Here is a 26,871-nt window from a genome sequence, read left to right as displayed (position 1 = left end):
TCACATTTGCCAGTGCGGGACTTGAAGGCTGATGATCAGGCCATGAGGCTGCGCGTTACGGGCATCTACTTTCCCCTCATGCGCCAACATCACTTTGCGGGTGATCGCAAGCCCCAGGCCGTAGCCTTTGCCTGACAGCGGCGATTTCACGCGCACGAACGGGTCAAAGATACTCGACAGCTTATCTTCTTCCACGCCCGGCCCCTGATCGGCCACTTCAATTTGCAAATACTGTTCAACCTGAGCCAGTGAAACACTGATAGTTTGGCCGCGAGCCGAAAAACGCAGGGCATTACGCACCACATTATCCACCGCACGACGCATCAGCTCAGCATTACCCTTCACGGTGTAATCCATGTTATCCGGAGACCCGGGGTACATCGCGATTTCGACCCCCGGCAACTGCGCTTCATAGCGGGCATCATTAACGACCGCCTCCACCAATCCGTAGAGATCGAAATACTCTTCATCAGGGATTTCACTGCTTTCAGTACGTGACAACGCCAGCAGTTCGCCAATCATTTTATCCAGCCTGCCCGCTTCGTGTTCTATGCGACTCAGGGAGCTTTCGACATTCGACGGATTCTGCCGCGCCAGACCGATTGCCAGTTGCAAACGTGCCAGCGGAGAACGCAGTTCATGCGAGACATCGTGCAACAGCTCTTCACGCGCTTTGACCAGCACCTGCAGGCGTTCAGCCATAGAGTCAAAATCACGCGCCACTTCAGACAGCTCATCGTGCCGCTTACCCATGCTGGTAAACAGGCGGACTGATAAATCCCCCTGCGCCACCCGTCCGAAGGCTTTACGCATTTGCAACATTGGCCGCGTCAGGTTCCATGCCAGTACGGCGCTGAACAGTAAACCGCCCAGTCCACCCAGCCATAACAGTGGCGGCGGCATATTCAGCCAGTCCCTGTGACGTCTCGGGCGATATTCATGCATCAGCCCGTCAACATCATATTTCAGCCGGTAACCCTGCCCGTCCGGTCCCTGCACAAACTGCACGACTTCATGCGGAATTTTACCGGGTTCCAGATCCTTAATCGTATTGCCTTTAGCAGGCAGCAACGACGGCGACACTGAGAAGAATTGTCGGTCATCTTGCGGCCAGTCGGCCATCATGGCGTTAAGAGCAGGCAGACCGCCGTAATGCAGCGTGGAAACAGCCGAGGTAATTTGCAGTTTCACAAACCGGCGGGCAATTCCGCTTTCCGGCGGTTCATGTGGATTGTAGAAAGCAAAAACCACCCAGAGGCCCTGAGTGATCGCCACGAAAGTAAACCAGAATCCCAGCAGTATTTTCCAGAACAGTCTGCCGCGCAGTCGTTTAGCGGATTCGATAGCCAATGCTGCGCACCGTTTCAATAGTCAGAATATCGCCACCTTCCAGTGACCCCAGTTTCTGACGGATGTTACTGATATGCACATCAATACTGCGGTCATAAGCTTCGCGCGGACGCCCGAGACCTTTTTCCGACAACTCATCTTTCGATACCACGCGTTCAGGAGAACGTAACAGTAACTCCAGAAGGTTGAACTCAGAAGCCGTCAGATCGAATGGCACGCCGCGCCATTCACTGCTGCGGGTCGCCGGATTGAGCGTCAGATCGCCATAGTTGACCGAGGAGTTATCAGAGTGTGATTCCTGCTGCTCTTCCACACGACGCAGCACAGCACGCAGACGCGCCACCAGTTCGCGCGGATAGCACGGCTTTGGCATGTAATCATCTGCGCCCATTTCCAGACCGATGACACGATCAATGTTGTCACCCTTCGCGGTCAGCATGATGATCGGCAGACGGCTGTTTTTACGCACCTGGCGCAATACATCAATACCGCTCATGTCCGGCAGCATAATGTCGAGGATCATTGCGGTATATTCGCCAGACATCGCACCTTCCACACCCGCTTTACCGGTCAGCACCAGAGAAGCATCAAAGCCTTCTGCGATCAGGTATTCGCTGAGCATGGTGCCTAATTCAAGATCGTCATCGACTAATAAAATTTTCATTCTTCATTTCCGCCTGGCTAAAATTTTGGTCATTTTTACCACTAAGCCAGCCATTAGCAGCCGCTTTTACTCTAATTTTACATTCAACAGATGAATATAGGATCAAACATTAAACACACCTGTGGATAAATAACGGTCACCACGATCACAAATAATCGCCACAATCACGCTACCCGGATGATTTCTGGCGACGCGTAAAGCGCCCGCTACCGCCCCCCCGGAACTCACGCCACAGAAGATACCTTCCCTACGCGCCAGCGCCCGCATGGTGTCTTCTGCTTCGCCCTGCCCCATATCCATCACTTCATCGACCAGTTCAGGATTGAAAATGCCCGGCAGATATTCTTCCGGCCAGCGGCGGATACCTGGAATGCTGCTGCCTTCTGACGGTTGCAGCCCGACAATTTTCACGCCAGCATGCTGGCTGCGCAGATAACGACTGACACCGGTTATCGTGCCGGTAGTGCCCATGCTGGAGACAAAATGGGTGATGCGCCCGTGTGTCTGCTGCCAGATTTCAGGGCCTGTTGTCGTAAAATGTGCGAGCGGATTGTCAGGATTGTTAAACTGATCCAGCACTTTCCCCAGTCCCTGTTTTTCCATTTCCAGAGCGAGATCACGTGCGCCTTCCATTCCCTGCGCGCGGCTGACCAGCAACAGTTCAGCACCATACGCCCGCATTGATGCCTGACGCTCAAGGCTCATATTTTCGGGCATCAGCAATTTAAGCCTGTAGCCTTTCAGCGCCGCAATCATCGCCAGCGCAATGCCGGTATTGCCGCTTGTGGCTTCAATCAGCGTATCCCCCGGATGAATTTCGCCCCGTTTTTCCGCCTGCTCAATCATAAACAGCGCGGCGCGATCTTTAACCGAACCGGCGGGGTTATTGCCTTCCAGCTTGACCCAAATCTCGCTGTCCAGCCCCTGCGTCAGACGCTGTAATCTCACCAGAGGGGTATTGCCGATGTAATGTTCGAGCGTACTCACGGGCTTGCCTTATATTAAAAAGGTATATTGACTGATAAAAAACACATAAACAGGTATCAGGCGATAAAAAGGGCGGCCCGATGACCGCCCTGAGAAAAATGCTGATTAAAAAATATCAGGCACTCTTCGCTAACGCAACGGGTTGTAACGGCTGGTCGCCAGCATACAGGCGGCCATTCAGTCCGCCGACATAGAAACGATCGCCGCGCTGCGGTGCGCTATTACCGTGGATTTCGGAAAGCACAACCGAAAGCGGTTCGTCGTGCCAGCCCTCGGCCTGCACGATAAGCTGCCAGAAATGGCCACGCGGGCTGACTTCCAGCACCTTCACCGGCAACGGACAGCGTGCTGTACTGTGCGGCGTAATTTCCATTTCCCAGGGACGCAGGAATAAATCGACCACACCCTGATGCAGGGGCGGGTTATCCAGCGGCCAGTGATATGCACCGACGTACAGCTGAGATCCCCGGATTTCGCCATGAATTTTATTAACTTCACCCATGAATTCCAGCACGAAACGGGTTGCCGGTTCACGCCAGATTTCCTGCGGGGCGCCGACCTGTTCGATATTACCCTGGCTCATGACCACCACGCGGTCAGCGACTTCCATCGCTTCTTCCTGATCGTGAGTCACGAACACGCTGGTGAATTTCAGTTCTTCATGCAACTGACGCAGCCAGCGGCGCAGCTCTTTACGCACCTGTGCGTCCAGCGCGCCAAAAGGTTCATCCAGCAGCAGAATTTGCGGTTCAACCGCCAGCGCACGGGCCAGCGCCACACGCTGTTTCTGACCGCCGGAAAGCTGTGCCGGATAACGGTTTGCCAGATGGCCAAGTTGCACCATCTCCAGCAATTTAGTGACTTTCTGTTTGATGGCTTCAGCATTCGGACGCTCACGGCGCGGCAGCACCGTCAGGCCAAACGCGATGTTGTCGAACACCGTCATATGGCGGAACAGCGCATAATGCTGGAAAACGAAACCGACCTGACGATCACGGGCATGCAGGCGCGTCACGTCTTTACCGTGAAAACTCAGGTGTCCGGCGCTTTGATTTTCCAGTCCGGCGATAATACGCAGCAACGTGGTTTTACCTGAGCCGGAAGGCCCGAGCAACGCCACCATCTCTCCGGAAGCAATATCGAGCGAGATATCATTGAGCACCTTAGTGCGGCCAAAATATTTGTTGATACCGTTAATTTCAATGCTCATGACTTTCCTCCCGCTCAAGACGGTCGTTGTGGCGCTTCAGACGCCATTGCAGGCCGCTTTTCAGAAACAGTGTGACAATTGCCATCAGGGTTAACAGCGCAGCGGCAGTAAACGCGCCTGCGGTGTTGTAGTCCTGATGCAGTAATTCGACTTGTAATGGCAGCGTGTAGGTTTCGCCACGGATAGAACCGGACACCACCGATACCGCCCCGAATTCCCCAATCGCGCGGGCGTTGGTCAGCACCACGCCATACAGTAATGCCCAGCGGATATTCGGCAGGGTCACGCGGCGGAACATCTGCCAGCCGGACGCACCCAGTAACACCGCGGCTTCATCTTCATGACTGCCCTGACTCAACATCACCGGCACCAGCTCACGGATGACAAACGGACAGGTGACGAATACTGTCACCATCACCATGCCCGGCCAGGCGAACATAAACTGAATATTGTGCGCATCCAGCCAGCCGCCAATCGGGCCGTTGGTGCCGTAAAACAGCAAATACAGTAAACCGGCAACTACTGGTGAAACCGCAAACGGGATGTCGATCAGCGTCAGTAATAACTGACGTCCCGGGAAATTAAAGCGCGCGACCAGCCAGGCCAGCAACGTGCCGAAAATCAGGTTCACCGGCACGGTGATCAGCGCCATCAGCACGGTCAGCCAGATAGAATGCAACATGTCGGAGTCCGACAAGTTCTTCCACACCGCTGCAATGCCGTCGGAAAATGCCAGCACAAAAATGCTGATCATCGGGATCACCAGCAGCAGAATACAAATCAGCACCCCCGTGCCGATCAATGACCATTTCACCCAGTCAATACGCTGACGTCTTTCGCCCGCAAAAGCCGGAATATCAGACATTACTGGCCTCCCAGACGACGGCCATAACGGCTCTGTAAAGTGTTAATCGCAAACAGCAACAGCAGCGATGCGGCGAGGATCACCGAAGCAATAGCGCTGGCTGCCGGGTAATCAAACTCCTGTAAGCGGATAAAAATCATCAGCGAGGTCACTTCGGTTTTCCAGGCAATGTTACCGGCGATGAAAATCACTGCGCCGAATTCGCCCAGGCTGCGGGTGAAGGACAACGCCGTACCCGCCAGCAAGGAAGGCATCACTTCCGGCAACACCACGCGACGAAAACTCTGCCAGCGCGAAGCGCCCAGCGTTTCAGCCGCTTCTTCATATTCCGGGCCTAATTCTTCCAGCACCGGCTGCACGGTACGCACCACAAACGGGATGCTGGTAAATGCCATCGCCACCGCAATACCAAGCCAGGTGTACGCCACTTTGATATCAAAATGCGCCAGCCACTGACCGTAAAAACCGGTGGTAGAAAACAATCCTGCCAGCGTTAAACCGGCGACTGCCGTCGGCAGGGCAAACGGCAAATCCATCAGACCATCGATCAGACTTTTACCCGGGAATTCATAACGGGTCAGGATCCACGCCATCAGCATGCCGAAGAAACAGTTAAAAATACTCGCCACGCCCGCCGCCAGCAGCGTTACTTTATAGGCCGCCACCACCTGACCGTTGGTGATCACATCCCAATATTGTGCCAGTGTCATTTGTGACAACTGCATCACCAGTGCACTCAGCGGCAGCAACAGCACCAGGCACACGAACAACAAACTGCTGCCGAGGCTCAGGGTGAATCCGGGTAATACGCGTTTGCTCGACAACAACATTACTTGTGACCTTGCTCTAACAGTTTATCCAGCTCACCGCCGGTACTGAAATGGGTTTCCATCACTTGTGGCCAGCCACCGAACTGCTCTTCAACTTTGAACAGTTGGGTCTCCGGGAACTGCTCTTTCGCCGCCGCCATCGCCGTTTTGTCATACACGCGGTAGTTAAAACTGGTGATGATTTTCTGCGCCTGCGGGCTCCACAAATAATTCAGATAATCTTTTGCAGCTTTCTCTGTGCCATTTTTCTCAACGTTTTTGTCCACCCAGGCGACCGGGAACTCCGCCAGAATATCCACCTTCGGAACAATCACTTCATATTTATCATCACCGTACTGCTTACGGATGTTGTTCACTTCCGATTCAAAGCTGATCAACACATCGCCCAGTCCACGTTCGACAAATGTGGTGGTTGCGCCACGACCGCCGGTATCAAATACCTGCACGTTTTTCAGGAAACTCGCCATCTTTTCGCGGGTCTGCGTCTGGTTTTTATTGTCTTCCAGATTGAATGCGCCCCAGGCACCGAGATAGGTATAACGACCATTACCGGAGGTTTTTGGATTCGGGAACACCAGACTCACGCCCGGACGTGCTAAATCGTCCCAGCTGTGAATGTTTTTTGGATTGCCCTTACGTACCAGGAAGGCCATGGTGGAATAGAATGGCGAACTGTTATTAGGCAGACGGCTTTGCCAGTTGGCCGGGATCAGGTTGCCGCGGTCATGCAAAATCTGCACATCGGTCACCTGATTATACGTCACCACATCTGCTTTCAGGCCCTGCAAAATCGCCAGCGCTTGCTTGGAGGAACCGGCATGCGACTGTTTAATATCGAGTTTATCGCCATTATTTTGATCAGCCCACTGTTTCTGGAATGGCGGATTCAGCGCGGCAAAAAGTTCACGGGACACATCATAAGAGCTGTTGAGCAATTCGGTTGCCGAAGCCGCCCCGCTGGCCAGCAACAATGCCGCCACAGAACTTTTCAGCACATTGCCGGTAAATCCGAGTGTTTTCATGCTTAGCCTTAGGTGAGTGAACCGATATGCGACGCTGATATATGTCGCTCAATATCACACAGTGTATTTATAACTGAGGGTCAGGCTGTAACGGTTTTATATACCATTTGGTGATTTTCAAGCATGAAAAGCTATAAGGCATTAACAAGCGATGGGGGAATAACAAAAAGGAAAGAAGCAGGCGCGTCCGCGACGGAACGCGCCGGAAGAACTTAAAGCGCTAACAGTCGGGTCAGTGAAGGGGCGAAATAATAACTGCCGGTCACCGGACGGGTGAAGCGCAGCATGGCATCGCGTTTGCCATCAAGATCGCCAAACATGCTCAGCAGCTGTTTCTCAATGTTCCACAAACGGGCGCAATAGCTAATGAAATACAAACCGTGCTCGCCGCTGGCCGTACCGTAAGGCAGGCTCTGGCGCAGAATTTTCAGGCCTTTGCCGTCTTCTTTCAGGTCAACACGACTGACGTGGGAAGTGTCCGGGCGAGTTTCTGAATCCAGCTCTTCGTCGGTTTCTTTTGTACGCCCGATAACATCTTCCTGCTGCTGCACGGAGAAGCGTTCCCATTGCACCAGATTATGTTTCCAGCGCTGAACCATCACGTAACTGCCGCCTGCATCAACACTGCCTTCAGGAATAATCGCCACCTGAGCGCGGGCTTCAGCTTTCGGGTTTTCAGTTCCGTCGATAAAACCGCTGAGGTCACGTTCTTCCAGCGCACGGAACCCGTGGGTTTCTTCTTCGACAGTGATTGAACTGCCGAAGGCTTTCAATGCCGCCTGTGCCAGCGCGAAGTTCACGTCATGACGCAGGGACTGAATGTGCAACAACATATCGCGCTGCGTCGCCGGTGCCAGACCTTTACCCAGCGGCTCGAAAGACTTCAGCTCAGCGGCACCCTGATTTCCGGATAAATCACGCCATACATCGTTGCCAAAGGCCACGACCGCACCAAGATGTTCAGTGGGAAATTTTTTCTGCATGTCTTCCAGTACGGCCAAAAATGCACGGCAGCCGTGCCGGAGCGCATCCAGGTCACCCTGAGCTTTCGCTTCAATGTAAATCGCGAAACGGCAATGTTCGGGTAAAATGCCGCTCTGAACCTGAGTCATTTTCTCATCCTCGTTAATTTGACCGGCGATATCATACCGGATGTCAATAAAAATGCCTTGCGCGAAGGCAAGGCATTGAGGGCTTTTTAAGCGGAGAAACCCGTTTATTGCGCGGCAGCGGCCTGCGCAGGATTAGCACGCCAGATAATTTTGCTGACCTTCCAGTCTTTCAGGGCATCATCCGAAGGCATCAGCGAATCCGGGCCATGCCAGATACCGCTGAACACATACGTCACGTGAGCACTTTGCGGCGCTTTACACTCGACGTTTTCAGCATCGTCCCCTTCGCCCTTCACGCACACATCGAAAGCCTTGCTGTAGAGATCGCTGAAGGGCGTACCGATTTTAACGCCCCATTCACTTTCAACTTTCGTATCAACAACATCGACGCGCTGGACATTGCCTTTCGGCTCACCGCTGATCGACATCTTCACGTCTTTACCGTCCATCGCCTGGAAGAAGCTCAGCATTTTGCCGTTGCTCATCGACATACCGCTGCGCAGGGTATAGTCGCCGTCCAGCGCATCTTTAATGGCCGTTTCTGTCAGCGGGGTGCTGGCCGTAATATCACCCACCCCTTTGTCGCTGACCGTCAGGCTGCTGCCAAACCAGTTAAGCGGATTCATGGCCGACCAGGACACGCCCGGCCATGACATAGATGACATCGACGAACAGCCGGTCAGGATCAGCGGCAGCACCAGTAACATCGGGCGAACCCGCAGGCGAACAGTCATTCGGTACACTCCTATACTCCCCGTTCCCGTTGGCCGGTGCGGCCTGACGGATAAACCGGCAGTGAAATTATTATTTATTTACGCATTATTGTTCAGCGCCAGTTCGAGTACTTTTCTGGTAAAAAAGTTCAGCCTCGAATGGAATATGCATCAGGCCAGACGCCGCGCGGCATCAAAACAAGCGCGCAGACGGCGGCTCAGTAACCAGTAAGCCAGCGCGGCGGCATCCAGCAAGGCCAGCACGATATCCACGCCGGAAATCGTATCTGTGCTTTGCCACAGCCCCAGCCCCTGCAATGCGAAAGTGATAAACATCCCTGCCAGGAGTAACCAGTAACCGGCCTGCCAGATACGCGGCCACAGATGGCGACGGCCGCTAAGCAGAAAAACCAGCGCGGGCGGCAACCCGAGCAGCATGCCAGACCAGAAACTTTGCTGATCAGGATAAAACAACGCCAGCAGATCACTCCCCTGCTGGCGCGATGCGCCGGCCATCACAAACAATAACCAGGTCCTCGCCTGCAAAATCAAAATAGTCCAGAACCACAGCGGCAATCGCAACATACCGTGGTCGTTATAATCATCCGGGTTCATAAAAAGGACAACATTCCTGCAAATAAGGTGAAAGTTAACCATCACTCAAGGACATACCCAAAATAATTCATAATCTGCAATTTAAAGTATGCCGGGTATGCGCTTAAGAAACTGTTAAGAACTGTCTGTTTTAATGGTCTCCAGCACGGCAAGACATGCGAAACGATGTCATAGTTGCCGGTACCCGGAAACGTTAAATTAAGGACGACCTATTATGATGAAGAAGATCACTCTGGCAACCCTGATTGCACTTTGTTCAGCGACTGCATTTGCCCAACAGACCGGTGGCTTTAACGGCCCGTCAGCCCAGGAGTCGCAGACCCAGCCAGCAGCACAGGGCGGTTTCACTGGCACCACGGCGCTGAGTACAGTAAAAGATGCGCAAACCATGAAAGATGATCAGTGGGTTATGCTGGAAGGGTTTATCGATCAGCGTATCGACCACGATAAATACATTTTCCGCGACAATACCGGCACACTCAATGTCGAAATTGACGGCAAACGCTGGCAGGGACAGAACGTGTCGCCGAAGGACAAAATCCGCATTGAAGGTAAAGTCGATAAAGACTGGAACTCTGTGGAAGTGGATGTCAAAAGCGTAAAATTGATTAAGTAAATCAGAAAACTAAAAGCCCCGGCAAAGTCATACTTGCCGGGGCTTTTTATTGAGGAAACAGCTTCAGTACTCTTGATCTTCGATCAAACGTTTGCCAAGCAAAAGAGTATCCGAAATTTCATAACCCAGTTTTTCATACATACTGACCACTGCATCGTTTTCAGCACGCACCATTAAATTCATCTTCGGGCAGCCGCGGGCGATTAACTTCTTCTCCAGACGGTTAACCAGCGCATTGGCAATGCCACGCCCGCGATAATCCGGATGCACACCCAGATAATTCGCCGAACCACGATGACCGTCATACCCCCCCATCAGCGTGCCTACCACTTCACCACCGACTTCCGCCACCAGGAAAAACTCCGGGCTGTGGTTAATTTTACGTTCAATATCCAGCTCAGGATCATTCCACGGGCGCAATAAATCGCAGCGCTCCCATAAGGTCAGTACTTCTTCAAAATCTTCTTGACGGTATACGCGAATTTCCATCACTGTTCGCCGCTGTTGATAGGGGTTTATATGATTATCGCGTGATCTGTTTGATACGCAACATCAAAATCACAAATTGAGGACTTTACAAACCATTTTGAACGATAAAATCTTCACATAAAACAACGTGACACCTTTCCTGCAACGGATATTTATTCGGTCATGACATCATTCACGACACAATATTCATAAAAAGTAATAGTTCTCAGATCGAAACTATAAAAAAGATACTCTATAACATAGAGCATTCTGCACTTTTCTGACGGTAACGGACTGATGTTAAACCCTCTGAACAAATTTCTGCATTTCCAGCCTTTGCCTGCCACCGCCACACGTCGCCAGCTATTGTTGTCCGGGCTGGGATTAGCGATTGCCGCATTCGGTTCGCGCTCTGCCAGCGCTGCGCAGCAGGAACACATCACCAAATCAGCCCCGGCCCCTAAACCGCCAGGCGCAAAAAAACTGGTGATGATTGACCCCGGCCATGGCGGCATCGATTCCGGTGCGGTCGGTCATGAAGGCTCGGAAGAAAAACACGTCGTGCTGGAAATCGCCAACTATGTGCGGGAATTCCTCGGCAAACAAAGTCATATTGAAGTTAAACTGACCCGTGACTCTGATCACTTTATTCCGCTTTATCAGCGCGTTGAACTGGCGCATCAGCATCAGGCCGATTTGTTTGTCTCGATTCATGCCGATGGTTACACCAGCCCCACCGCTTCCGGCGCGTCTGTTTTCGCCCTCTCTAATCGCGGTGCCAGCAGCACAATGGCGCGGTATATGTCAAAAAAAGAAAACGATGCCGATCTGGTCGCGGGCGCGAAATATGCCAAAGAAGACAACAATTATCTGCAACAGGTTTTGTTCGATCTGGTGCAAACCGACACCATCAAAAACAGTCTGACATTAGGGCATCACGTGCTCGACAGGATCCGCCCGATCCACCATCTGCACAGCCAGCAGACCGAACAGGCGGCGTTTGCTGTTCTGAAATCTCCGTCGATCCCGTCGATTCTGGTGGAAACTTCGTTTATCACCAATCATCAGGAAGAACAGTTGCTCAGCACCACGGCGTTCCGTCGCGAGATCGCACAGGCGATTTCTCAGGGTATTGTGAATTTCTTCAGTTACTTCGATGCCAATGAACGCAAGCCACGGTAAAGTTCTTCCGCCACCAAAAGCAGACGCATCTGGGCGACCAGGCTGATTTTGGGTATATAATCACTTCCTCTTTCTGATTCAGCGCCTGCAAAGCGCTGAATGTCTTTTCAGTCAACGTCTGCGAGTTTGCCCGTGAGCCAATCCATTCCCGACATCCAGCAAGTTAAAACTTTCCTGCTTAAGCTCCAGGATCATATTTGCCAGCAACTGGCCGCCGCTGATGGCAACGGCCAGTTCTCTGAAGATCAATGGGTGCGGGAAGAAGGTGGCGGCGGCCAGAGCCGGGTGCTGACCCATGGCGCAGTGTTTGAACAGGCGGGGGTAAACTTCTCGCATGTTGCCGGTGCCACCCTGCCTGCCTCAGCAACCGCGCATCGCCCCGAACTGGCTGGTCGCAGTTTTCAGGCGATGGGCGTTTCACTGGTTATTCATCCGCTGAATCCTTATGTGCCAACCAGCCACGCCAACGTACGCTTTTTCATTGCGGAAAAGCCCGGCGAAGCACCGGTCTGGTGGTTTGGCGGTGGCTTTGACCTCACGCCTTATTACGGTTTTGAAGAAGATGCCCGCCACTGGCACCTGACAGCACAACAACTTTGCCAGCCGTTTGGCGATGATGTGTACCCGAAATACAAAAAGTGGTGCGACGATTACTTCTTTATCAAACACCGCAACGAAGCACGCGGTATCGGCGGCTTATTCTTTGATGACCTGAATTCGCCGGATTTCGACACCAGCTTCAGCTTTATGCAGGCCGTGGGCAACGGCTTTACCGACGCTTATCTGCCCATAGTGGAAAAACGTAAAGCCCTGCCGTGGGGCGAACGCGAGCGCCAGTTCCAGCTTTACCGCCGTGGCCGCTACGTCGAATTCAATCTGGTGTGGGATCGCGGAACACTGTTTGGTCTGCAAACCGGTGGCCGTACAGAATCCATTTTAATGTCGATGCCGCCGCTGGTGCGCTGGGAATACGGCTATCAACCTGAAAAAGGCAGCCCGGAGGCCGCGCTTTACAGCGATTTCCTGCCAGTTCGCGACTGGCTGGCTGAAAAGGGCTTATCTGAAAACGGAGCGCCAAACTGATGCAAATCTGGGTTGATGCAGACGCCTGTCCGAACGTCATTAAAGAAGTGCTGTTCCGCGCCGCGGAACGCACCGGCATGATGGTGACACTGGTTGCCAACCAGATCATCCGCACACCGCCGTCAAAATTCCTGCGCACCTTACGCGTAGAAGCGGGTTTCGACGTTGCGGATAACGAAATTGTGAAACGCACCGAACCCGGCGATCTGGTGATCACCGCCGATATTCCGCTGGCAGCGGAAGTGATTGAAAAAGGTGGTGTTGCGCTCAACCCACGCGGCGAGCGTTACACGACTGAAACCATTAAAGAACGTCTGAATATGCGTGATTTCATGGACACCATGCGCGCCAGCGGCGTACAGACCGGCGGACCACCCGCGCTTAATCAGCGCGACCGCCAGCAATTTGCCAATGAACTGGATAAGTGGCTGCAACACGCTAAAAAATAATCCGATCTGGCTGACGAAACCGACGTACCACTACATTAATTAAAGGAATAAAAAATGGTCAAAAAGATCATCCTTGATTGCGATCCGGGGCACGACGACGCTATCGCGATGTTACTGGCTCACGGTAACCCGGAAATTGAGTTGCTGGCCGTTACTACGGTCGTCGGCAATCAAACGCTGGAGAAAGTCACCCGCAATGCCCTTGCCGTGGCGCGTGTTATTAATCTGACCGGCGTGCCGTTTGCGGCGGGCGCAACCCGTCCGCTGGTGCGTCAGATTGAAGTGGCTGACGAAATCCACGGTGAGTCCGGCCTGGATGGTCCGGTGCTGCCGGAGGCGGCCATCACCCTTGAACCTGTTCACGCCATCGATCTGATCATTGATTTGATCATGTCTCATCCACCGAAAACTATCACGCTGGTACCCACCGGCGGGCTGACCAACATAGCCATGGCGGTGCGCAAAGAACCGCGCATTGCTGAACGCGTGAAGGAAGTCGTGCTGATGGGCGGCGGTTATCACGTGGGTAACTGGAGTGCGGTCGCAGAATTCAATATCAAGATTGACCCTGAAGCCGCGCATATCGTGTTCAACGAAAAATGGCCGCTGACCATGGTCGGACTGGATTTAACCCATCAGGCGCTGGCGACACCAGAAGTCGCCGCGCGCATTGCCGCTGTGGGTACTCAGCCCGCTAAATTTGTCGGTGAGTTGCTGGAGTTCTTTGGTCTGAGCTACAAAGACCGTCAGGGCTTTGATTCTCCACCGGTTCATGATCCTTGTGCTGTGGCTTACGTGATTGATCCGAACGTAATGACCGTGCAAAAAGTGCCGGTGGATATCGAACTGACCGGCACTTTAACGCTGGGCATGACAGTAGCCGATTTCCGCGTCCCAGCTCCGCCGGATTGCCATACACAAGTGGCAGTTAAACTTGATCATCAGCGTTTCTGGGATCTGATCGTCGATGCGCTGGAGCGTATCGGCGAAGTAAAATACTGAGCCAGCGATTGAGAAAAACGGGCCTCGCTATGAGGCCCGTTTTCTTCACTATAAGGTGTTTATAAAGGCTCGGTTTGTGCTTCAACGACAGCCAGCGCCACCATATTGACTATTCGCCTGACCGATGCAATTGGCGTCAGGATATGTACCGGTTTCGACACCCCCATCAGCACCGGTCCGACGGTCACTCCTTCCGAACACGACACCCGCAGCAGGTTGTAACTGATACGCGCTGATTCCATGTTCGGCATGATCAGGATATTTGCTGAACCTTTCAGCGGGCTGTCCGGCATGATGTCCTGGCGGATGCTTTCGACCAGCGCCGCGTCGCCGTGCATCTCACCGTCAATTTCCAGATCAGGAGCACGCTCATTAATCAGCTCCAGCGTACGCCGCATTTTCAGCGCAGCCGGGCTGTCTGATGTACCAAAACTGGAATGCGACAACAGCGCAACTTTCGGCTCAATGCCAAACCGCCTCACCGTTTCTGCCGCCATCAGCGTGATTTCCGTCAGTTGTTCCGGCGTCGGGTCATCATTGACGTAGGTATCCGCAATAAAAGTGTTGCCGCTCGGCAGCAACAGCGCATTCATCGCCCCGGCAACATGTGTACCTTTGCGAAACCCGAATACATTCTCCACGATATCGTAATGCTCATGATAGGTGCCAACCGTGCCGCAAATCATCGCATCGGCTTCTCCGCGCAGCAGCATGATGGCAGAAATCAGTGTCGGATTGCCGATCACTGCCCGACGCGCCTGCTCCTGCGATACACCGCGCCGTTTCATCAGCTCATAATATTCACGCCAGTATTCATTAAAACGCGGATCAGATTCGTTGTTCACCACTTCAAAGTCCCGTCCCGCTTCCAGTTGCAGGCCGAGCTTTTTGATGCGCATAGCGATGACACTGGGACGCCCGACCAGAATTGGCTTCGCCAGCCCGAGGGAAATCAGCTCCTGCGTGGCATGCAGTACGCGCTCCTCTTCTCCTTCTGCCATCACCACCCGTTTAGCGTCTTTCTTCGCCTGCGAGAAAATGGGTTTCATGAACAGATTGGTTTTGTAGACGAACTCGGCGAGTTTTTCGGTATACGCTTCCAGATCCTCAATCGGGCGCATGGCCACACCGGAATCCATTGCAGCTTTCGCCACCGCAGGCGCAATTTTCACGATCAAACGCGGGTCAAAAGGCTTAGGAATAATATATTCGGGGCCGAAAGACAGCTCTTCTTCACCGTAAGCGGAAGCCACCACATCACTTTGTTCGGCCATCGCCAGATCCGCGATAGCATGAACGCAGGCCAGTTTCATTTCTTCATTAATGGTGGTCGCCCCGACATCCAGCGCGCCGCGGAAAATGAACGGGAAACACAGCACATTGTTCACCTGATTCGGGTAATCCGAGCGTCCGGTGCAGATAATGGCATCCGGCCGGACGGCTTTTGCCAGCGGCGGTAAAATCTCCGGCTCCGGATTGGCCAGCGCCAGAATCAGCGGATCTTTGGCCATGGTTTTCACCATCTCCTGCGTCAGCACGCCGGGGCCGGAACAGCCCAGGAAAATGTCCGCATCCGGGATTGCATCGGCCAGCGTACGCTGGCCGTTATCTGCAATGGCATACGCCGCTTTGGTTTCGGCCATATTTTCTTCACGCCCCTGATAAATCACACCACGGGAATCGCAGGCCGTGATGTTGTGGCGTTTCAGCCCCAGCGCCACCAGCAAATTCAGGCAGGCGATGGCGGAAGCCCCTGCGCCGGAAACGACCAGCCGCACATCGGAAATGCTTTTCCCAACCACGCGCAGACCATTTAATACTGCGGCAGTACAGATAATGGCGGTGCCGTGCTGATCGTCATGAAACACCGGGATTTTCATGCGTTCCCGAAGCTTTTTTTCAATGTAGAAACATTCCGGCGCTTTGATATCTTCAAGATTGATGCCACCGAATGTCGGCTCTAGTGCGGCAATCACATCGATCAGTTTATCGGGATCGTTCTCATCCACTTCGATATCAAAAACATCGATACCGGCGAATTTTTTGAACAATACGCCCTTGCCTTCCATCACCGGTTTCCCTGCCAGTGCACCGATATTCCCCAGTCCGAGAACGGCAGTACCATTGGAAATCACCGCCACCAGATTGCCGCGTGCGGTGTATTTGTATGCCGCCAGTGGATCTTTAGCGATCTCCAGACACGGGGCAGCAACGCCCGGAGAATAGGCCAGCGCCAGATCACGTTGTGTCGCAAGAGGCTTGGTGGGCGAAACCTGAATTTTTCCGGGCACCGGAAACTCATGGAAATCGAGCGCACTTTGCTTGAGTTGTTCGTCCATTGCAGGATCCTTTTCTTGTTTTTGTAGGGTACGGGGAAATATCAGCATCTGGTTTTCCCGCTGACCAGTATAGATAACCCTGCCACGACTAAACGCGGATCACGACCAAAAATTAGCGGTTACATTGATTACTTTTCATTCATGGAAGACGTCTCGTAAAAATGCACTAAGCTTAAAGTTTGTCCTTGCGCTTTTCTCGCCAGACGCTCAGTTTGACGGGCAACAGGGGCCGCCATTGTTGAGACCCATTGCAGTAATCAGAAAAAGCGCATTCAGTTTGTTAACCGGATGATGCAGGGTAGGAGCCCTACGAAAGAGAGTCGTTCGACCTTATTGCTGTATCGTTTTTTCTCGCCAAGGAGCTAAGAGATGAACCAGTTAGACGCACTAAAAAAAATCACCACCGTCGTTGCCGACAGCGGTGACATTGAATCTATCCGTCATTTCGAGCCTCAGGATGCGACGACCAATCCTTCGCTGATCCTCAAAGCAGCCGACCTGCCACAATACCAAAACCTGGTTAAAGACGCGCTGGACTATGCCCGCAAGCAAGGCGGCAGCAAAGAAGCTCAGGTGATCAATGCCACAGATAAACTGGCCGTCAATATCGGGGCCGAAATTCTGAAAAGTGTACCGGGGCGCGTCTCGACAGAAGTGGATGCCCGCCTGTCATTTAACCGGGATTTGTGTATCGAAAAAGCCCGCAAACTGATTGGTTTATATCAGGATCATGGCATTGATAAATCGCGCATTCTGATCAAACTGGCGTCTACGTGGGAAGGCATTCAGGCCGCCAAAGAACTGGAAAAAGAAGGCATCAACTGTAACCTGACCCTGCTGTTCTCCTTTGCTCAGGCACGCGCCTGCGCCGAAGCCGGTGTCTACCTGATTTCTCCCTTCGTTGGCCGTATCTACGACTGGTACAAAGCCAAAGAGCCCAATGCCACTTACGACGTTGAAAAAGATCCGGGCGTGAAATCTGTCCGGGATATCTACGAATACTACAAATCCCACGGTTACGAGACCGTCATCATGGGTGCCAGTTTCCGCAAAGTGGAACAAATTCTGGCACTGGCAGGCTGTGACCGCCTGACCCTTTCTCCCAACCTGCTGGAAGAGCTAAAAGCCAGTGACGCGCCGGTTGAACGCAAACTGCAGCCGTCCTCTCAGGCGGGTAAAAAGCCTGCACCGCTGACTCAGGCTGAATTCCTCTGGGAACATCATCAGGATGCGATGGCGGTAGATAAACTGGCCGAAGGTATCCGCCAGTTCGCCGTCGATCAGAAAAAACTCGAAGATATGCTGTCAGCACAACTTTAGTTTTAACTCAATTTAAGCGCTGAACTTTAGCTTTGAAAAAAACAGATGGAGTGAATATGCCCTCTCGTAAAGAACTTGCGAATGCGATCCGTGCCCTGAGCATGGATGCCGTTCAAAAAGCGAACTCAGGCCATCCCGGCGCACCAATGGGAATGGCGGATATCGCTGAAGTGCTGTGGCGTGATTACATGAATCACAACCCGACCAACCCGAAATGGGCCGATCGCGACCGCTTCCTGATGTCTAACGGACACGGATCAATGCTGCAATACAGCCTGCTGCACCTGACGGGTTACGATCTGCCAATGAAAGAGCTGGAAAACTTCCGCCAGTTGCATTCGAAAACGCCTGGGCACCCGGAATTCGGCTATACACCGGGCGTCGAAACCACCACCGGCCCGCTGGGTCAGGGTATCGCTAACGCCGTAGGTTTCGCGATTGCCGAGCGCACGCTTGCAGCTCAGTTTAACCGTGAAAATCACGACATCGTGAACCACTACACCTACGCCTTTTTAGGCGACGGCTGCATGATGGAAGGCATCTCACACGAAGCCTGTTCACTCGCCGGCACCATGAAGCTCGGCAAGCTGATTGCGTTTTATGATGACAACGGTATCTCCATCGACGGCCATGTTGAAGGCTGGTTCACCGATGACACCGCCAAACGCTTTGAAGCCTATCACTGGCATGTGATCCGCGGTATTGACGGGCATGATCCTGACGCCGTAAAAGCCGCCATCGAAGAAGCCCGCAAGGTGACCGACAAACCGTCGCTGTTGCTATGCAAAACCGTGATTGCATTCGGCTCACCGAACAAAGCCGGCACCCACGGCGCGCATGGCGCTGCGCTGGGCGATGATGAAGTTGCAGCCACCCGTAAACATATCGGCTGGAACTCCCCGCCTTTCGAAATCCCGCAGGATATCTACGCCCAGTGGGATGCCAAAGAAGCCGGTAAAGCGAAAGAGAAAGCCTGGAACGAGAAATTTGCGGCTTACGCAAAAGCCTATCCGCAACTGGCCGCAGAATTTGAGCGCCGTGTGAGCGGCAAACTGCCTGCTAACTGGCAAAGCGAAACGCAGAAATACATCGAAGAATTGCAGGCGAAACCGGCCAATATTGCCAGCCGTAAAGCCTCGCAAAACGCCCTGGAATCCTTCGGTAAAATCCTGCCTGAATTCCTCGGCGGTTCTGCGGACCTTGCGCCAAGTAACCTGACGATGTGGTCTGGTTCAAAATCTATCGGTGACGATAAAGCGGGTAACTACATTCACTACGGTGTCCGTGAATTTGGCATGACCGCCATCACTAACGGTATCGCCCTGCACGGCGGTTTCCTGCCGTATTCGGCGACATTCCTGATGTTCGTGGAATATGCCCGTAACGCCGTTCGTCTGGCGGCACTGATGAAAATCCGCAACGTGTTCGTGTATACCCATGACTCTATCGGTCTGGGTGAAGACGGCCCGACGCACCAGCCGGTAGAACAAATGGCCAGCCTGCGTGTGACGCCAAACATGAACACATGGCGTCCGGGCGATCAGGTAGAATCAGCTATCGCCTGGAAATACGCCATCGAACGTACTGACGGTCCTTCTGCACTTATCTTCTCGCGCCAGAACCTGACTCAGCAGCCCCGTACGGCTGAGCAACTGGCTAACGTAGCTCGCGGCGGTTATGTACTGAAAGATTCTGACGGCACACCGGACGTTATCCTGATTGCCACCGGCTCTGAAGTCGGCATCACGGTGGAAGCCGCAGAGAAACTGACCGCGTTGGGTACCAGGGTTCGCGTGGTTTCCATGCCGTCCACCGATGTTTTCGATCAGCAGGACGCAGCGTACCGTGAGTCTGTTCTGCCGAAAACGGTGACCGCACGCGTCGCTGTTGAAGCCGGTATCGCCGATTACTGGTACAAGTATGTAGGCCTTAACGGTGCCATTGTCGGCATGACAACCTTCGGGGAATCCGCACCCGCAGAGCAACTGTTTAAAGAGTTCGGCTTTACCGCTGATAATGTCGTCGCGAAAGCACAGGGGCTATTGAAGTGATAGAAATGAAGTAATTCTCCGCCCTTTGTTCCCTCTCCGTCCCAGGAGAGGGACTTCCTCAGAATTGTACCGCCCATCTGACTTGATGAATCTCGCTCTCTCCGGTAAAGTCCCGTCCCTTCTTTGGCATGGGGAACAATGATGTTTATTGGATTTGACTACGGTACAGCGAATTGCTCCGTTGCGGTGATGCGTGACAATAACGCTCACCTTCTGGCGCTCGAAAATAACGATCCTTACTTACCCTCCATGCTTTGTGCGCCGACACGTGAAGCGGTCAGCGAATGGCTGAACCGTCACGGACAGGTTCCGGCAGGCAGTGATGAAAATCTGGCGCTGCTGCGTCGCAGTATCAGCTTTAACCGCGAGGAAGATATTCCGGTCAATGCCAACAGCGTAAACTTCGGTTTGCAGGCGCTTTCGACCTATATGGAAGATCCGGAAGAAGTGTACTTTGTGCGTTCGCCAAAATCGTTCCTTGGCGCAAATGGCCTGAAACCTCAACAGATCGCTCTGTTCGAAGATCTGGTTTGCGCGATGATGTTCCACATCAAACGCCAGGCTGAATCCGTCTTGCAGGAAAGTATTGAACAGACCGTTATCGGCCGCCCGATTAACTTTCAGGGTATGGGGGGTGAAGAGGCCAATGCCCAGGCGCAGGGGATTTTGCAGCGTGCGGCTGAACGCGCAGGTTTCCGCGATATCGCTTTCCAGTTTGAACCGGTGGCGGCAGGTCTGGATTTCGAAGCCACACTGACCGAAGAGAAAACGGTTTTGGTTGTCGATATCGGCGGCGGTACCACCGACTGCTCGGTGCTGCTGATGGGGCCACAATGGCGTGATAAAGCAGAGCGTCAGAACAGCCTGCTCGGCCATAGTGGTTGCCGCGTCGGCGGTAATGATCTGGATATCATGACCGCATTCAAGCAACTGACACCACAATTTGGTATGGGCAGTGAAACCCAGAAAGGTATCGCTATTCCGGCCCTGCCTTACTGGAATGCCGTCGCGACCAACGACGTTCCGGCGCAACTGGATTTCTATAGTGTGGCGAATGGCCGCATGTTGCGTGATCTGATCCGCGATGCAGCACAGCCTGATTTGATCAAACGCCTGCTGAAAATTCAGCAACAACGTCTGAGCTACCGTCTGGTTCGTGCAGCGGAAGAAAGTAAGATTGCACTGTCTGAACATGAAAGCGTAACGGCGGCAATGGACTTCATTGAATCGGGTCTGGCAGAAACGATCAGCCAGCAACAACTGAGCGAAGCGATTTCTCAGCCACTGGAACGTATTCAGGAGCAGGTCAGTCTGGCACTTGCCAGCAGCGAAATTAAACCGGATGTAATTTACCTGACCGGTGGCAGTGCGCGTTCACCGTTATTGCGTGCTGCGTTGCAGGCTCAGTTACCGGGTATCCCGCTGGTCGGAGGGAATGATTTTGGCTCGGTCACCGCCGGTCTGGCGCGCTGGGCACAAACGTTGTTCCGTTAAGATTTAAAGATGCAGATAAACGCAAACCGCCTGAATCAGGCGGTTTTTTTATATCTCAGAACCCGGGTTTACCAGGCACTGGCGTCATTTAAGGTCCTGATATCGGTATCATCGAGTTTCAGGGTTGCGGCCTGCGCCAGTTCATTGAGCTGTTGCAGGGAGGTCGCACTGACGATCGGTGAGGTAATGCCCGGGCGGGCAATCTGCCAGGCCAGTGCAACCTGTCCCGGTTGTGCGCCATGCTTCTCAGCCACCTGATCCAGTCCGGCCAATACTTTCAGGCCGCGCTCATTCAGGCAACGCGCAATCACGTTTTCGCCGCGTTTACTCTTACCGGCATCGGCTTTGGTTCGATATTTCCCGGTCAGAAAGCCGGCGGCCAGGCCATAGAAGTTGATGACGCCCAGACCATTATCTGTCACGACTTTTTCCAGCGCTTCCTCATACACTTTGCGGTCATACAAATTATATTGTGGTTGCAGCGTTTCATAACGTGCCAGCCCGTTTTCCTGGCTGACTTTCAGCGCTTCGGCCAGACGCGGCGCACTGTAGTTGGATGCCCCGACGGCGCGCACTTTCCCTTCTTTGATTAACGCGTCAAATGCCGCCATAGTTTCAGCCAGCGGTGTATCCGCATCGTCATCATGTGACTGATACAAATCGATATAATCTGTTTGCAGACGTTTCAGAGAGGCTTCTACCGCTTCTTTAATATAGCGCGGCGACAAACCAACTTTACCTTCGCCCATCGGCTTACCGACTTTGGTGGCGAGAATGATCTGGTCACGCTTACCGGATTTTTTCAGCCAGTTGCCGATGATGGTTTCGGATTCTCCCCCTTTGTTGCCTTCAACCCAGCTCGAGTACACATCTGCCGTATCGATGAAATTCAGTTTATGATCCAGCAAGGCATCCAGCAGGTTAAACGAGGCAGCCTGATCGACGGTCCAGCCAAATACATTGCCACCAAAGGTTAACAGCGGCACCTGAATACCTGAACGACCCAGTTCTCTTTTGCTCATCATTCTCTCCCTTTATAAGTTCAGATTAGACTTACTTTGCGTGCGAACGGTTCATGGTCAAAGGTCAACCTTAGCATTTTGATATAAAATGTCAGGCTGAAAGCTATTCTTTATTGTCAGAGGAATTGTCAAAAAATGGGAAAGACTCTCCTTATTTCCTCCATTTTCTGCTGAAACATTCTGGCTACACTGTGAGCCGGTCTGCAGGTGAATTCCCTCCTGAAATGCCACAAAAATGATTGTGCTGATGCGATGACTCATGAAATCTGAAAACACTGACACCTTATCGCCTTCCACGCCGCTGCCACCTTCGGTTCGCTGGCAATTGTGGATCGTCGCCTTTGGCTTCTTTATGCAGGCCCTCGACACCACGATCGTCAATACTGCCCTGCCGTCCATGGCCCGCAGTCTGGGCGAAAACCCGCTGCACATGCATTCGGTTATTGTCGCTTATGTGCTGACGGTTGCGGTGATGTTACCGGCGAGCGGCTGGCTGGCGGATAAAGTCGGTGTGAAGTGGGTATTCTTTTCAGCCATTGTGCTGTTCACGCTCGGCTCGCTACTGTGCGCGCAATCGGAAAGCCTGCGTGAACTGGTGATGTCGCGCATAGTTCAGGGGATCGGCGGCGCGATGATGGTGCCGGTCGGACGGCTGACGGTGCTGAAAATTGTCCCGCGCAGCGAATACATGGCAGCAATGACGATGGTGACACTGCCCGGTCAGGTCGGTCCGTTACTGGGTCCGGCGCTGGGTGGTTTTCTGGTGCAATATGCCAGCTGGCACTGGATTTTTCTGATCAATCTGCCGGTCGGTCTGGCCGGTTGCATCGCCACATTAATGATCATGCCAAATTATAAAATGCAGACCCGGCGCTTTGATATCAGCGGGTTTGTCATGCTGGCCGTGTGTATGGCGACGCTGACGCTGGCACTGGAAGGCAGCCGCAGCATGGGGCTGACGGCGCTGGAAATCGTATTGCTGGTGGTGGCCGGTGGCGGCGCGCTGGGCATTTACTGGATGCATGCGCGCGGCAATCTCTCGGCACTGTTTTCCCTGCGCCTGTTCCATACACCAACCTTTAAGATCGGTCTGATCGGCAGCCTGCTGGGACGTATCGGCAGCGGCATGTTGCCATTTATGACGCCGGTCTTTCTGCAACTCGGGATGGGCTTTACGCCCTTCCACGCCGGGCTGATGATGATCCCGATGGTGCTGGGCAGCATGGGGATGAAACGCGTGGTGGTCCGGCTGGTAAATCAGCTGGGTTACCGTTCTGCACTGGTCAGCGCCACCTTGCTGCTGGCACTGATTACGCTTATCTTCCCGCTGGTGGCGATTTATGGCGCCATGTGGATGATCCCGATTGTGCTTTTCTTCCAGGGAATGGTGAACTCCCTGCGCTTCTCGTCGATGAATACTCTTACGCTCAAAGATTTGCCGCCGCGCCTTGCCAGCAGCGGCAACAGCTTACTGTCGATGATCATGCAATTGTCGATGAGCCTCGGTGTCAGCGTCGCCGGGTTGCTGATTGGCCTGTTTGCACATCAGCAAGCGATTACGCCTGACAGCAGCACCCTGCACACCGCTTTCCTGTATTGCTACATGTCAATGGCACTGGTGATTGCCCTGCCCGCCTGGGTATTTTCCAAAGTGCCGCCTGACACGCAGAAAAATGCCATCATTAGCCGTCGTCGTGCTGAGGCCGGCTCCCCCGATCCGATGAGAAAATCATGAAACCTGGTATCACTGCCAAGCTGTTTATGGCCATCTTTTGTACCTGCGCGCTGGTGTTGATCACCATGAACTGGGGCGTACGGATGAGCTTCGAACGGGGCTTTATTGACTACATCCGCCAAAGCAATGAACAGCGTGTCGAGCTGCTGGCGGACACATTGCAGGAGCAGTACAAGCAGCATGGCAACTGGGAATTTTTGGAAACAAATGACCGGTTAATCTATCAGCTGATGCGCTCATTTGAACAAAACAGCAGCCCGAGAATGCCACCGCAGGGCTGGCGGACAAAATTCTGGATCCTCGACAGTCACGACCGCCGGATCGGTGGTTACGATCAGCCTGTTCCCCCCGATCTGCAGGGACCGCGCCGCGTGATGACCGTTGATGGCGTCGTCATCGGTTCGGTAATTTCCACACCTGCTGAGCGCCTGACCCGCGATGCCGATATCAACTTTGAGCGCCAGCAAAGCCGGACCAGTTGGATGATTGTCGCATTTACTGCACTGCTGGCCGCCGCCGTAACCTGGGTTTTATCCCGCGGAATGCTCGCGCCGGTAAAACGGCTGGTGAATGGCACCCACCAGCTTGCCGCAGGGAATTTCAGCACCCGCGTGGAGGTCGACAGTGAAGACGAACTGGGGAAACTGGCGCAGGACTTTAACCAGCTGGCAATGACGCTGGAGAAAAACGAGCAAATGCGCCGGGCATTCATGGCGGATATTTCTCACGAATTACGCACCCCGCTGGCGGTATTGCGCGGTGAGCTGGAAGCCATGCAGGACGGTGTGCGAAAAATGACAGTCGGTTCACTGGAATCACTGCAATCTGAAGTATCGATTCTGACCAAACTGGTCGATGACCTGCACCAGCTTTCGCTGTCTGATGCCGGTGCGCTGGCGTACCGTAAAGTCGACACTGATGTGGTACATCTGGTGCAACTGGCAGAGGCCGGTTCGCGCGATCGTTTCCACAACAAACATTTAACGCTCACCAGCCATCTGCCGGAAAGCGCCGAAGTATTTGGTGACCCGCAGCGGTTGTCGCAACTTATCAACAATCTGCTGGAAAACAGCCTGCGCTATACTGACCCAAATGGCGGCCTGGAAATTCTGGGAGAAATTCGCGAAAAAACGCTGCATCTGATGTTCCAGGACAGCGCGCCGGGCATCAGTGATGAACAACTGATCCGTATTTTTGAACGATTTTACCGTACCGAAGGCTCGCGTAACCGCGCCAGCGGCGGCTCGGGGTTAGGTCTGGCGATTTGCCAGAATATCGTCGAAGCCCACGGCGGGCAAATCAGCGCCAGCCACTCTCCGGCAGGTGGCGTGCGCATTACCATCGTCCTGCCCCTTTCTGTTCCACATGGCCTGAGAAACTGAATGAACGACTCTGTACTGTCCGGCCCTGCGCCGTTGAAAATTCTGATCGTGGAAGATGAACCTAAACTCGCCCAGTTGCTGATCGACTACCTGGAAGCCGCCGGCTATGCCACCCAATGGTTACCGGACGGGCACGACGTGATTACGCTGGTTAAAAATCAGCCACCGGCGCTGATCCTTCTGGATCTGATGCTGCCGGGCAGCAGTGGCCTGTCGATTTGCCGCGATATCCGCCAGTTCTCTGATGTCCCGATCATGATGGTGACCGCCAAAACCGAAGAGATCGACCGCCTGCTTGGCCTGGAAATCGGTGCCGATGATTACATTTGCAAGCCGTACAGCCCGCGGGAAGTGGTCGCGCGCGTGAAAGTGATCCTGCGCCGTTGTGTACGTCCGGATGAGCACGTGGCAAAAGAAACCGGTCTGCATATTGATGAAGCCCGCTTTCAGGCGACATTCCAGGGGCACGAACTGGAGCTGACGCCAGCGGAATTCCGCCTGCTGAAAACCCTGTCCGTCAAACCGGGTTACGTTTTTACCCGCGAAGTGCTGCTCAATAATCTCTACGACGATTACCGCGTTGTGACCGATCGCACCATCGACAGCCACATCAAAAATCTGCGTCGCAAACTCGAATCACTGGACGGCGAAAAGGCGTTTATCCGCGCGGTATACGGCGTCGGTTACCGCTGGGAAGCGGAGCCCTGCCATTTGGTTTAACGCGCTTCTGGCCGGCAATTGAGTTTTGTAAAGTTGCTGAAAGTCTGTCGGCCAGTTCACATTTCATGCCTTAAATTTCTCCTGTCTCCGCGAAAAAGTTTCCTTTAACTACACTTATCTCTGGAAAATAACCCCTCTGATGGAGATTACCTTTATGGCTAATGGTCACTATGATCTGAAAAAAGCGAAGAATGGACAGTTTCACTTTAACCTGAAGGCCGGGAACGGAGAGATTATCCTCACCAGTGAAATGTATGCCAGCAAAGCCTCGGCCGAAAACGGCATTTCATCGGTTCAAACCAACGCACCTGACGAAGCGCAGTACGAAGTCAAACCCTCGAAAGACGGCCAGTTCTACTTTGTGCTGAAAGCAAAAAATCATCAGGTGATCGGCGTGAGCGAAATGTACTCCACGGAAAGTGCATCGAAGAAAGGCGTTCAGTCGGTCGTGAAAAACGGTACCAGTACCGATATCCGTGATCTTACCCAGCAAACCGCCTGACCTGATTGTCCTGAGGCTGCCACATTCCCTGTTGTAGCCTCAGGATGCAAAAATTGATCTGCCCCCGTAAAACCTCAAATACCCACACGAACTGGCTGCTTTTGATCAACTCAGACGTTACAATTCCGACCTTTCGTC

25 protein-coding genes are annotated in these 26,871 nt (G+C 53.3%); 12 read left to right on the top strand and 13 right to left on the bottom strand.

Features of this window, described 5'->3' with window-relative positions; all coding sequences use genetic code 11:
* The 10 genes from DXU84_RS03625 to DXU84_RS03580 all read right to left on the bottom strand — a co-directional run bounded on the left by DXU84_RS03625 (position 1) and on the right by DXU84_RS03580 (position 9,368).
* Positions 1–1,350 (bottom strand): ATP-binding protein, encoded by a 1,350-nt coding sequence (locus tag DXU84_RS03625; protein WP_013574430.1) that lies wholly within the window; start codon positions 1,348–1,350, stop codon positions 1–3.
* Entirely contained in the window at positions 1,331–2,014 is a 684-nt protein-coding gene (locus tag DXU84_RS03620) for a response regulator transcription factor (RefSeq protein ID WP_013574429.1), read from the bottom strand. The genes DXU84_RS03625 and DXU84_RS03620 overlap by 20 nt, the downstream gene beginning before the upstream one ends.
* Positions 2,015–2,116: 102 nt before the next feature.
* The gene (cysM, locus tag DXU84_RS03615) at positions 2,117–3,001 is read right to left on the bottom strand and encodes a cysteine synthase CysM (protein ID WP_013574428.1); all 885 of its coding nucleotides are present in this window, start codon (positions 2,999–3,001) and stop codon (positions 2,117–2,119) included.
* 115 nt (positions 3,002–3,116) lie between these two features.
* Positions 3,117–4,211, bottom strand: a complete 1,095-nt coding sequence (gene cysA / locus DXU84_RS03610; protein WP_013574427.1) for a sulfate/thiosulfate ABC transporter ATP-binding protein CysA — start codon at positions 4,209–4,211, stop codon at positions 3,117–3,119.
* Positions 4,201–5,076: a sulfate/thiosulfate ABC transporter permease CysW gene (cysW, locus tag DXU84_RS03605; protein ID WP_013574426.1), complete on the bottom strand. Its 876-nt coding sequence runs from the start codon at positions 5,074–5,076 to the stop codon at positions 4,201–4,203. Before cysW ends, cysA begins: the two co-directional genes overlap by 11 nt.
* Positions 5,076–5,906 carry a sulfate/thiosulfate ABC transporter permease CysT gene (cysT, locus tag DXU84_RS03600; protein ID WP_013574425.1) on the bottom strand — a complete coding sequence of 277 codons (831 nt, stop codon included), beginning with the start codon at positions 5,904–5,906 and terminating at the stop codon, positions 5,076–5,078. Before cysT ends, cysW begins: the two co-directional genes overlap by 1 nt.
* Positions 5,906–6,928 carry a thiosulfate ABC transporter substrate-binding protein CysP gene (gene cysP, locus DXU84_RS03595; protein WP_112151264.1) on the bottom strand — a complete coding sequence of 341 codons (1,023 nt, stop codon included), beginning with the start codon at positions 6,926–6,928 and terminating at the stop codon, positions 5,906–5,908. Before cysP ends, cysT begins: the two co-directional genes overlap by 1 nt.
* Before the next feature lie 212 nt (positions 6,929–7,140).
* Positions 7,141–8,040, bottom strand: coding sequence for a Dyp-type peroxidase (locus tag DXU84_RS03590; protein WP_037036357.1), 900 nt, complete (start codon positions 8,038–8,040; stop codon positions 7,141–7,143).
* A 104-nt stretch (positions 8,041–8,144) separates the two neighbouring features.
* The gene (locus DXU84_RS03585) at positions 8,145–8,774 is read right to left on the bottom strand and encodes an RpoE-regulated lipoprotein (RefSeq protein WP_183065307.1); all 630 of its coding nucleotides are present in this window, start codon (positions 8,772–8,774) and stop codon (positions 8,145–8,147) included.
* 150 nt (positions 8,775–8,924) lie between these two features.
* Positions 8,925–9,368, bottom strand: a complete 444-nt coding sequence (locus DXU84_RS03580; protein ID WP_013574421.1) for a DUF2919 domain-containing protein — start codon at positions 9,366–9,368, stop codon at positions 8,925–8,927.
* A 217-nt stretch (positions 9,369–9,585) separates the two neighbouring features.
* Between DXU84_RS03580 and DXU84_RS03575 the strand changes: the two genes are divergently transcribed.
* On the top strand, positions 9,586–9,984 hold the full coding sequence (locus DXU84_RS03575) for a YgiW/YdeI family stress tolerance OB fold protein (RefSeq protein ID WP_041673194.1): 399 nt from the start codon (positions 9,586–9,588) through the stop codon (positions 9,982–9,984).
* Positions 9,985–10,047: 63 nt separating this feature from the next.
* Here the strand turns inward: DXU84_RS03575 and DXU84_RS03570 are convergent, their stop codons facing one another.
* Positions 10,048–10,473 (bottom strand): GNAT family acetyltransferase, encoded by a 426-nt coding sequence (locus DXU84_RS03570; RefSeq protein ID WP_013574419.1) that lies wholly within the window; start codon positions 10,471–10,473, stop codon positions 10,048–10,050.
* Between the two features lie 276 nt (positions 10,474–10,749).
* Between DXU84_RS03570 and amiA the strand changes: the two genes are divergently transcribed.
* The 4 genes from amiA to DXU84_RS03550 all read left to right on the top strand — a co-directional run bounded on the left by amiA (position 10,750) and on the right by DXU84_RS03550 (position 14,168).
* Complete coding sequence (gene amiA, locus DXU84_RS03565; RefSeq protein ID WP_153374859.1) at positions 10,750–11,634, top strand: N-acetylmuramoyl-L-alanine amidase AmiA; 885 nt, start codon at positions 10,750–10,752, stop codon at positions 11,632–11,634.
* A gap of 99 nt (positions 11,635–11,733) precedes the next feature.
* Positions 11,734–12,717 carry an oxygen-dependent coproporphyrinogen oxidase gene (gene hemF / locus DXU84_RS03560; protein ID WP_153374857.1) on the top strand — a complete coding sequence of 328 codons (984 nt, stop codon included), beginning with the start codon at positions 11,734–11,736 and terminating at the stop codon, positions 12,715–12,717.
* The gene (locus DXU84_RS03555; RefSeq protein WP_013574416.1) at positions 12,717–13,166 is read left to right on the top strand and encodes a YaiI/YqxD family protein; all 450 of its coding nucleotides are present in this window, start codon (positions 12,717–12,719) and stop codon (positions 13,164–13,166) included. The genes hemF and DXU84_RS03555 overlap by 1 nt, the downstream gene beginning before the upstream one ends.
* Positions 13,167–13,220: 54 nt before the next feature.
* Positions 13,221–14,168, top strand: coding sequence for a nucleoside hydrolase (locus DXU84_RS03550; protein ID WP_153374856.1), 948 nt, complete (start codon positions 13,221–13,223; stop codon positions 14,166–14,168).
* 59 nt (positions 14,169–14,227) lie between these two features.
* Here DXU84_RS03550 and maeB read toward each other — a convergent pair whose 3' ends face one another.
* Positions 14,228–16,507, bottom strand: coding sequence for an NADP-dependent oxaloacetate-decarboxylating malate dehydrogenase (gene maeB / locus DXU84_RS03545; protein ID WP_013574414.1), 2,280 nt, complete (start codon positions 16,505–16,507; stop codon positions 14,228–14,230).
* Positions 16,508–16,876: 369 nt separating this feature from the next.
* On the opposite strand from maeB, the gene tal reads away from it, so the two are divergent.
* The 3 genes from tal (at position 16,877) to yegD (ending at position 21,372) form a co-directional block, all read left to right on the top strand.
* Positions 16,877–17,827 (top strand): transaldolase, encoded by a 951-nt coding sequence (gene tal / locus DXU84_RS03540; RefSeq protein ID WP_112198398.1) that lies wholly within the window; start codon positions 16,877–16,879, stop codon positions 17,825–17,827.
* Positions 17,828–17,883: 56 nt separating this feature from the next.
* Positions 17,884–19,878 (top strand): transketolase, encoded by a 1,995-nt coding sequence (gene tkt / locus DXU84_RS03535; protein ID WP_112198397.1) that lies wholly within the window; start codon positions 17,884–17,886, stop codon positions 19,876–19,878.
* A 141-nt stretch (positions 19,879–20,019) separates the two neighbouring features.
* Positions 20,020–21,372 carry a molecular chaperone gene (gene yegD / locus DXU84_RS03530; RefSeq protein ID WP_013574411.1) on the top strand — a complete coding sequence of 451 codons (1,353 nt, stop codon included), beginning with the start codon at positions 20,020–20,022 and terminating at the stop codon, positions 21,370–21,372.
* Positions 21,373–21,440: 68 nt separating this feature from the next.
* On the opposite strand, the gene DXU84_RS03525 is transcribed toward yegD, so the two are convergent.
* Positions 21,441–22,394 (bottom strand): aldo/keto reductase, encoded by a 954-nt coding sequence (locus DXU84_RS03525; RefSeq protein ID WP_013574410.1) that lies wholly within the window; start codon positions 22,392–22,394, stop codon positions 21,441–21,443.
* Positions 22,395–22,653: 259 nt separating this feature from the next.
* On the opposite strand from DXU84_RS03525, the gene mdtD reads away from it, so the two are divergent.
* From mdtD to DXU84_RS03505, 4 genes are all read left to right on the top strand, one after another.
* Positions 22,654–24,129, top strand: coding sequence for a multidrug transporter subunit MdtD (gene mdtD, locus DXU84_RS03520; protein ID WP_013574409.1), 1,476 nt, complete (start codon positions 22,654–22,656; stop codon positions 24,127–24,129).
* Entirely contained in the window at positions 24,126–25,511 is a 1,386-nt protein-coding gene (gene baeS, locus DXU84_RS03515) for a two-component system sensor histidine kinase BaeS (RefSeq protein ID WP_112151270.1), read from the top strand. Before mdtD ends, baeS begins: the two co-directional genes overlap by 4 nt.
* Positions 25,512–26,231: a two-component system response regulator BaeR gene (gene baeR, locus DXU84_RS03510; RefSeq protein WP_037036367.1), complete on the top strand. Its 720-nt coding sequence runs from the start codon at positions 25,512–25,514 to the stop codon at positions 26,229–26,231.
* A 154-nt stretch (positions 26,232–26,385) separates the two neighbouring features.
* Complete coding sequence (locus DXU84_RS03505; RefSeq protein WP_013574406.1) at positions 26,386–26,733, top strand: YegP family protein; 348 nt, start codon at positions 26,386–26,388, stop codon at positions 26,731–26,733.
* Positions 26,734–26,871 lie beyond the last annotated feature (138 nt).

This window comes from Rahnella sp. RcJ3, assembly GCF_009498575.1.
GTDB lineage: Bacteria > Pseudomonadota > Gammaproteobacteria > Enterobacterales > Enterobacteriaceae > Rahnella > Rahnella aceris.
Note: the sequence above shows the minus strand (reverse complement) of the source record. Positions and strands in the feature narration are given on the sequence as shown.

Coding starts and splice junctions, on each gene's coding strand:
- DXU84_RS03620 (WP_013574429.1), bottom strand. CDS start 2,014: ATGAAAATTTTATTAGTCGATGACGATCTTGAATTAGGCACCATGCTC.
- cysA (WP_013574427.1), bottom strand. CDS start 4,211: ATGAGCATTGAAATTAACGGTATCAACAAATATTTTGGCCGCACTAAG.
- cysW (WP_013574426.1), bottom strand. CDS start 5,076: ATGTCTGATATTCCGGCTTTTGCGGGCGAAAGACGTCAGCGTATTGAC.
- cysT (WP_013574425.1), bottom strand. CDS start 5,906: ATGTTGTTGTCGAGCAAACGCGTATTACCCGGATTCACCCTGAGCCTC.
- cysP (WP_112151264.1), bottom strand. CDS start 6,928: ATGAAAACACTCGGATTTACCGGCAATGTGCTGAAAAGTTCTGTGGCG.
- DXU84_RS03590 (WP_037036357.1), bottom strand. CDS start 8,040: ATGACTCAGGTTCAGAGCGGCATTTTACCCGAACATTGCCGTTTCGCG.
- DXU84_RS03585 (WP_183065307.1), bottom strand. CDS start 8,774: ATGACTGTTCGCCTGCGGGTTCGCCCGATGTTACTGGTGCTGCCGCTG.
- DXU84_RS03580 (WP_013574421.1), bottom strand. CDS start 9,368: ATGAACCCGGATGATTATAACGACCACGGTATGTTGCGATTGCCGCTG.
- DXU84_RS03575 (WP_041673194.1), top strand. CDS start 9,586: ATGAAGAAGATCACTCTGGCAACCCTGATTGCACTTTGTTCAGCGACT.
- DXU84_RS03570 (WP_013574419.1), bottom strand. CDS start 10,473: ATGGAAATTCGCGTATACCGTCAAGAAGATTTTGAAGAAGTACTGACC.
- amiA (WP_153374859.1), top strand. CDS start 10,750: ATGTTAAACCCTCTGAACAAATTTCTGCATTTCCAGCCTTTGCCTGCC.
- hemF (WP_153374857.1), top strand. CDS start 11,734: ATGTCTTTTCAGTCAACGTCTGCGAGTTTGCCCGTGAGCCAATCCATT.
- DXU84_RS03555 (WP_013574416.1), top strand. CDS start 12,717: ATGCAAATCTGGGTTGATGCAGACGCCTGTCCGAACGTCATTAAAGAA.
- DXU84_RS03550 (WP_153374856.1), top strand. CDS start 13,221: ATGGTCAAAAAGATCATCCTTGATTGCGATCCGGGGCACGACGACGCT.
- maeB (WP_013574414.1), bottom strand. CDS start 16,507: ATGGACGAACAACTCAAGCAAAGTGCGCTCGATTTCCATGAGTTTCCG.
- tal (WP_112198398.1), top strand. CDS start 16,877: ATGAACCAGTTAGACGCACTAAAAAAAATCACCACCGTCGTTGCCGAC.
- tkt (WP_112198397.1), top strand. CDS start 17,884: ATGCCCTCTCGTAAAGAACTTGCGAATGCGATCCGTGCCCTGAGCATG.
- yegD (WP_013574411.1), top strand. CDS start 20,020: ATGTTTATTGGATTTGACTACGGTACAGCGAATTGCTCCGTTGCGGTG.
- DXU84_RS03525 (WP_013574410.1), bottom strand. CDS start 22,394: ATGAGCAAAAGAGAACTGGGTCGTTCAGGTATTCAGGTGCCGCTGTTA.
- mdtD (WP_013574409.1), top strand. CDS start 22,654: ATGAAATCTGAAAACACTGACACCTTATCGCCTTCCACGCCGCTGCCA.
- baeS (WP_112151270.1), top strand. CDS start 24,126: ATGAAACCTGGTATCACTGCCAAGCTGTTTATGGCCATCTTTTGTACC.
- baeR (WP_037036367.1), top strand. CDS start 25,512: ATGAACGACTCTGTACTGTCCGGCCCTGCGCCGTTGAAAATTCTGATC.
- DXU84_RS03505 (WP_013574406.1), top strand. CDS start 26,386: ATGGCTAATGGTCACTATGATCTGAAAAAAGCGAAGAATGGACAGTTT.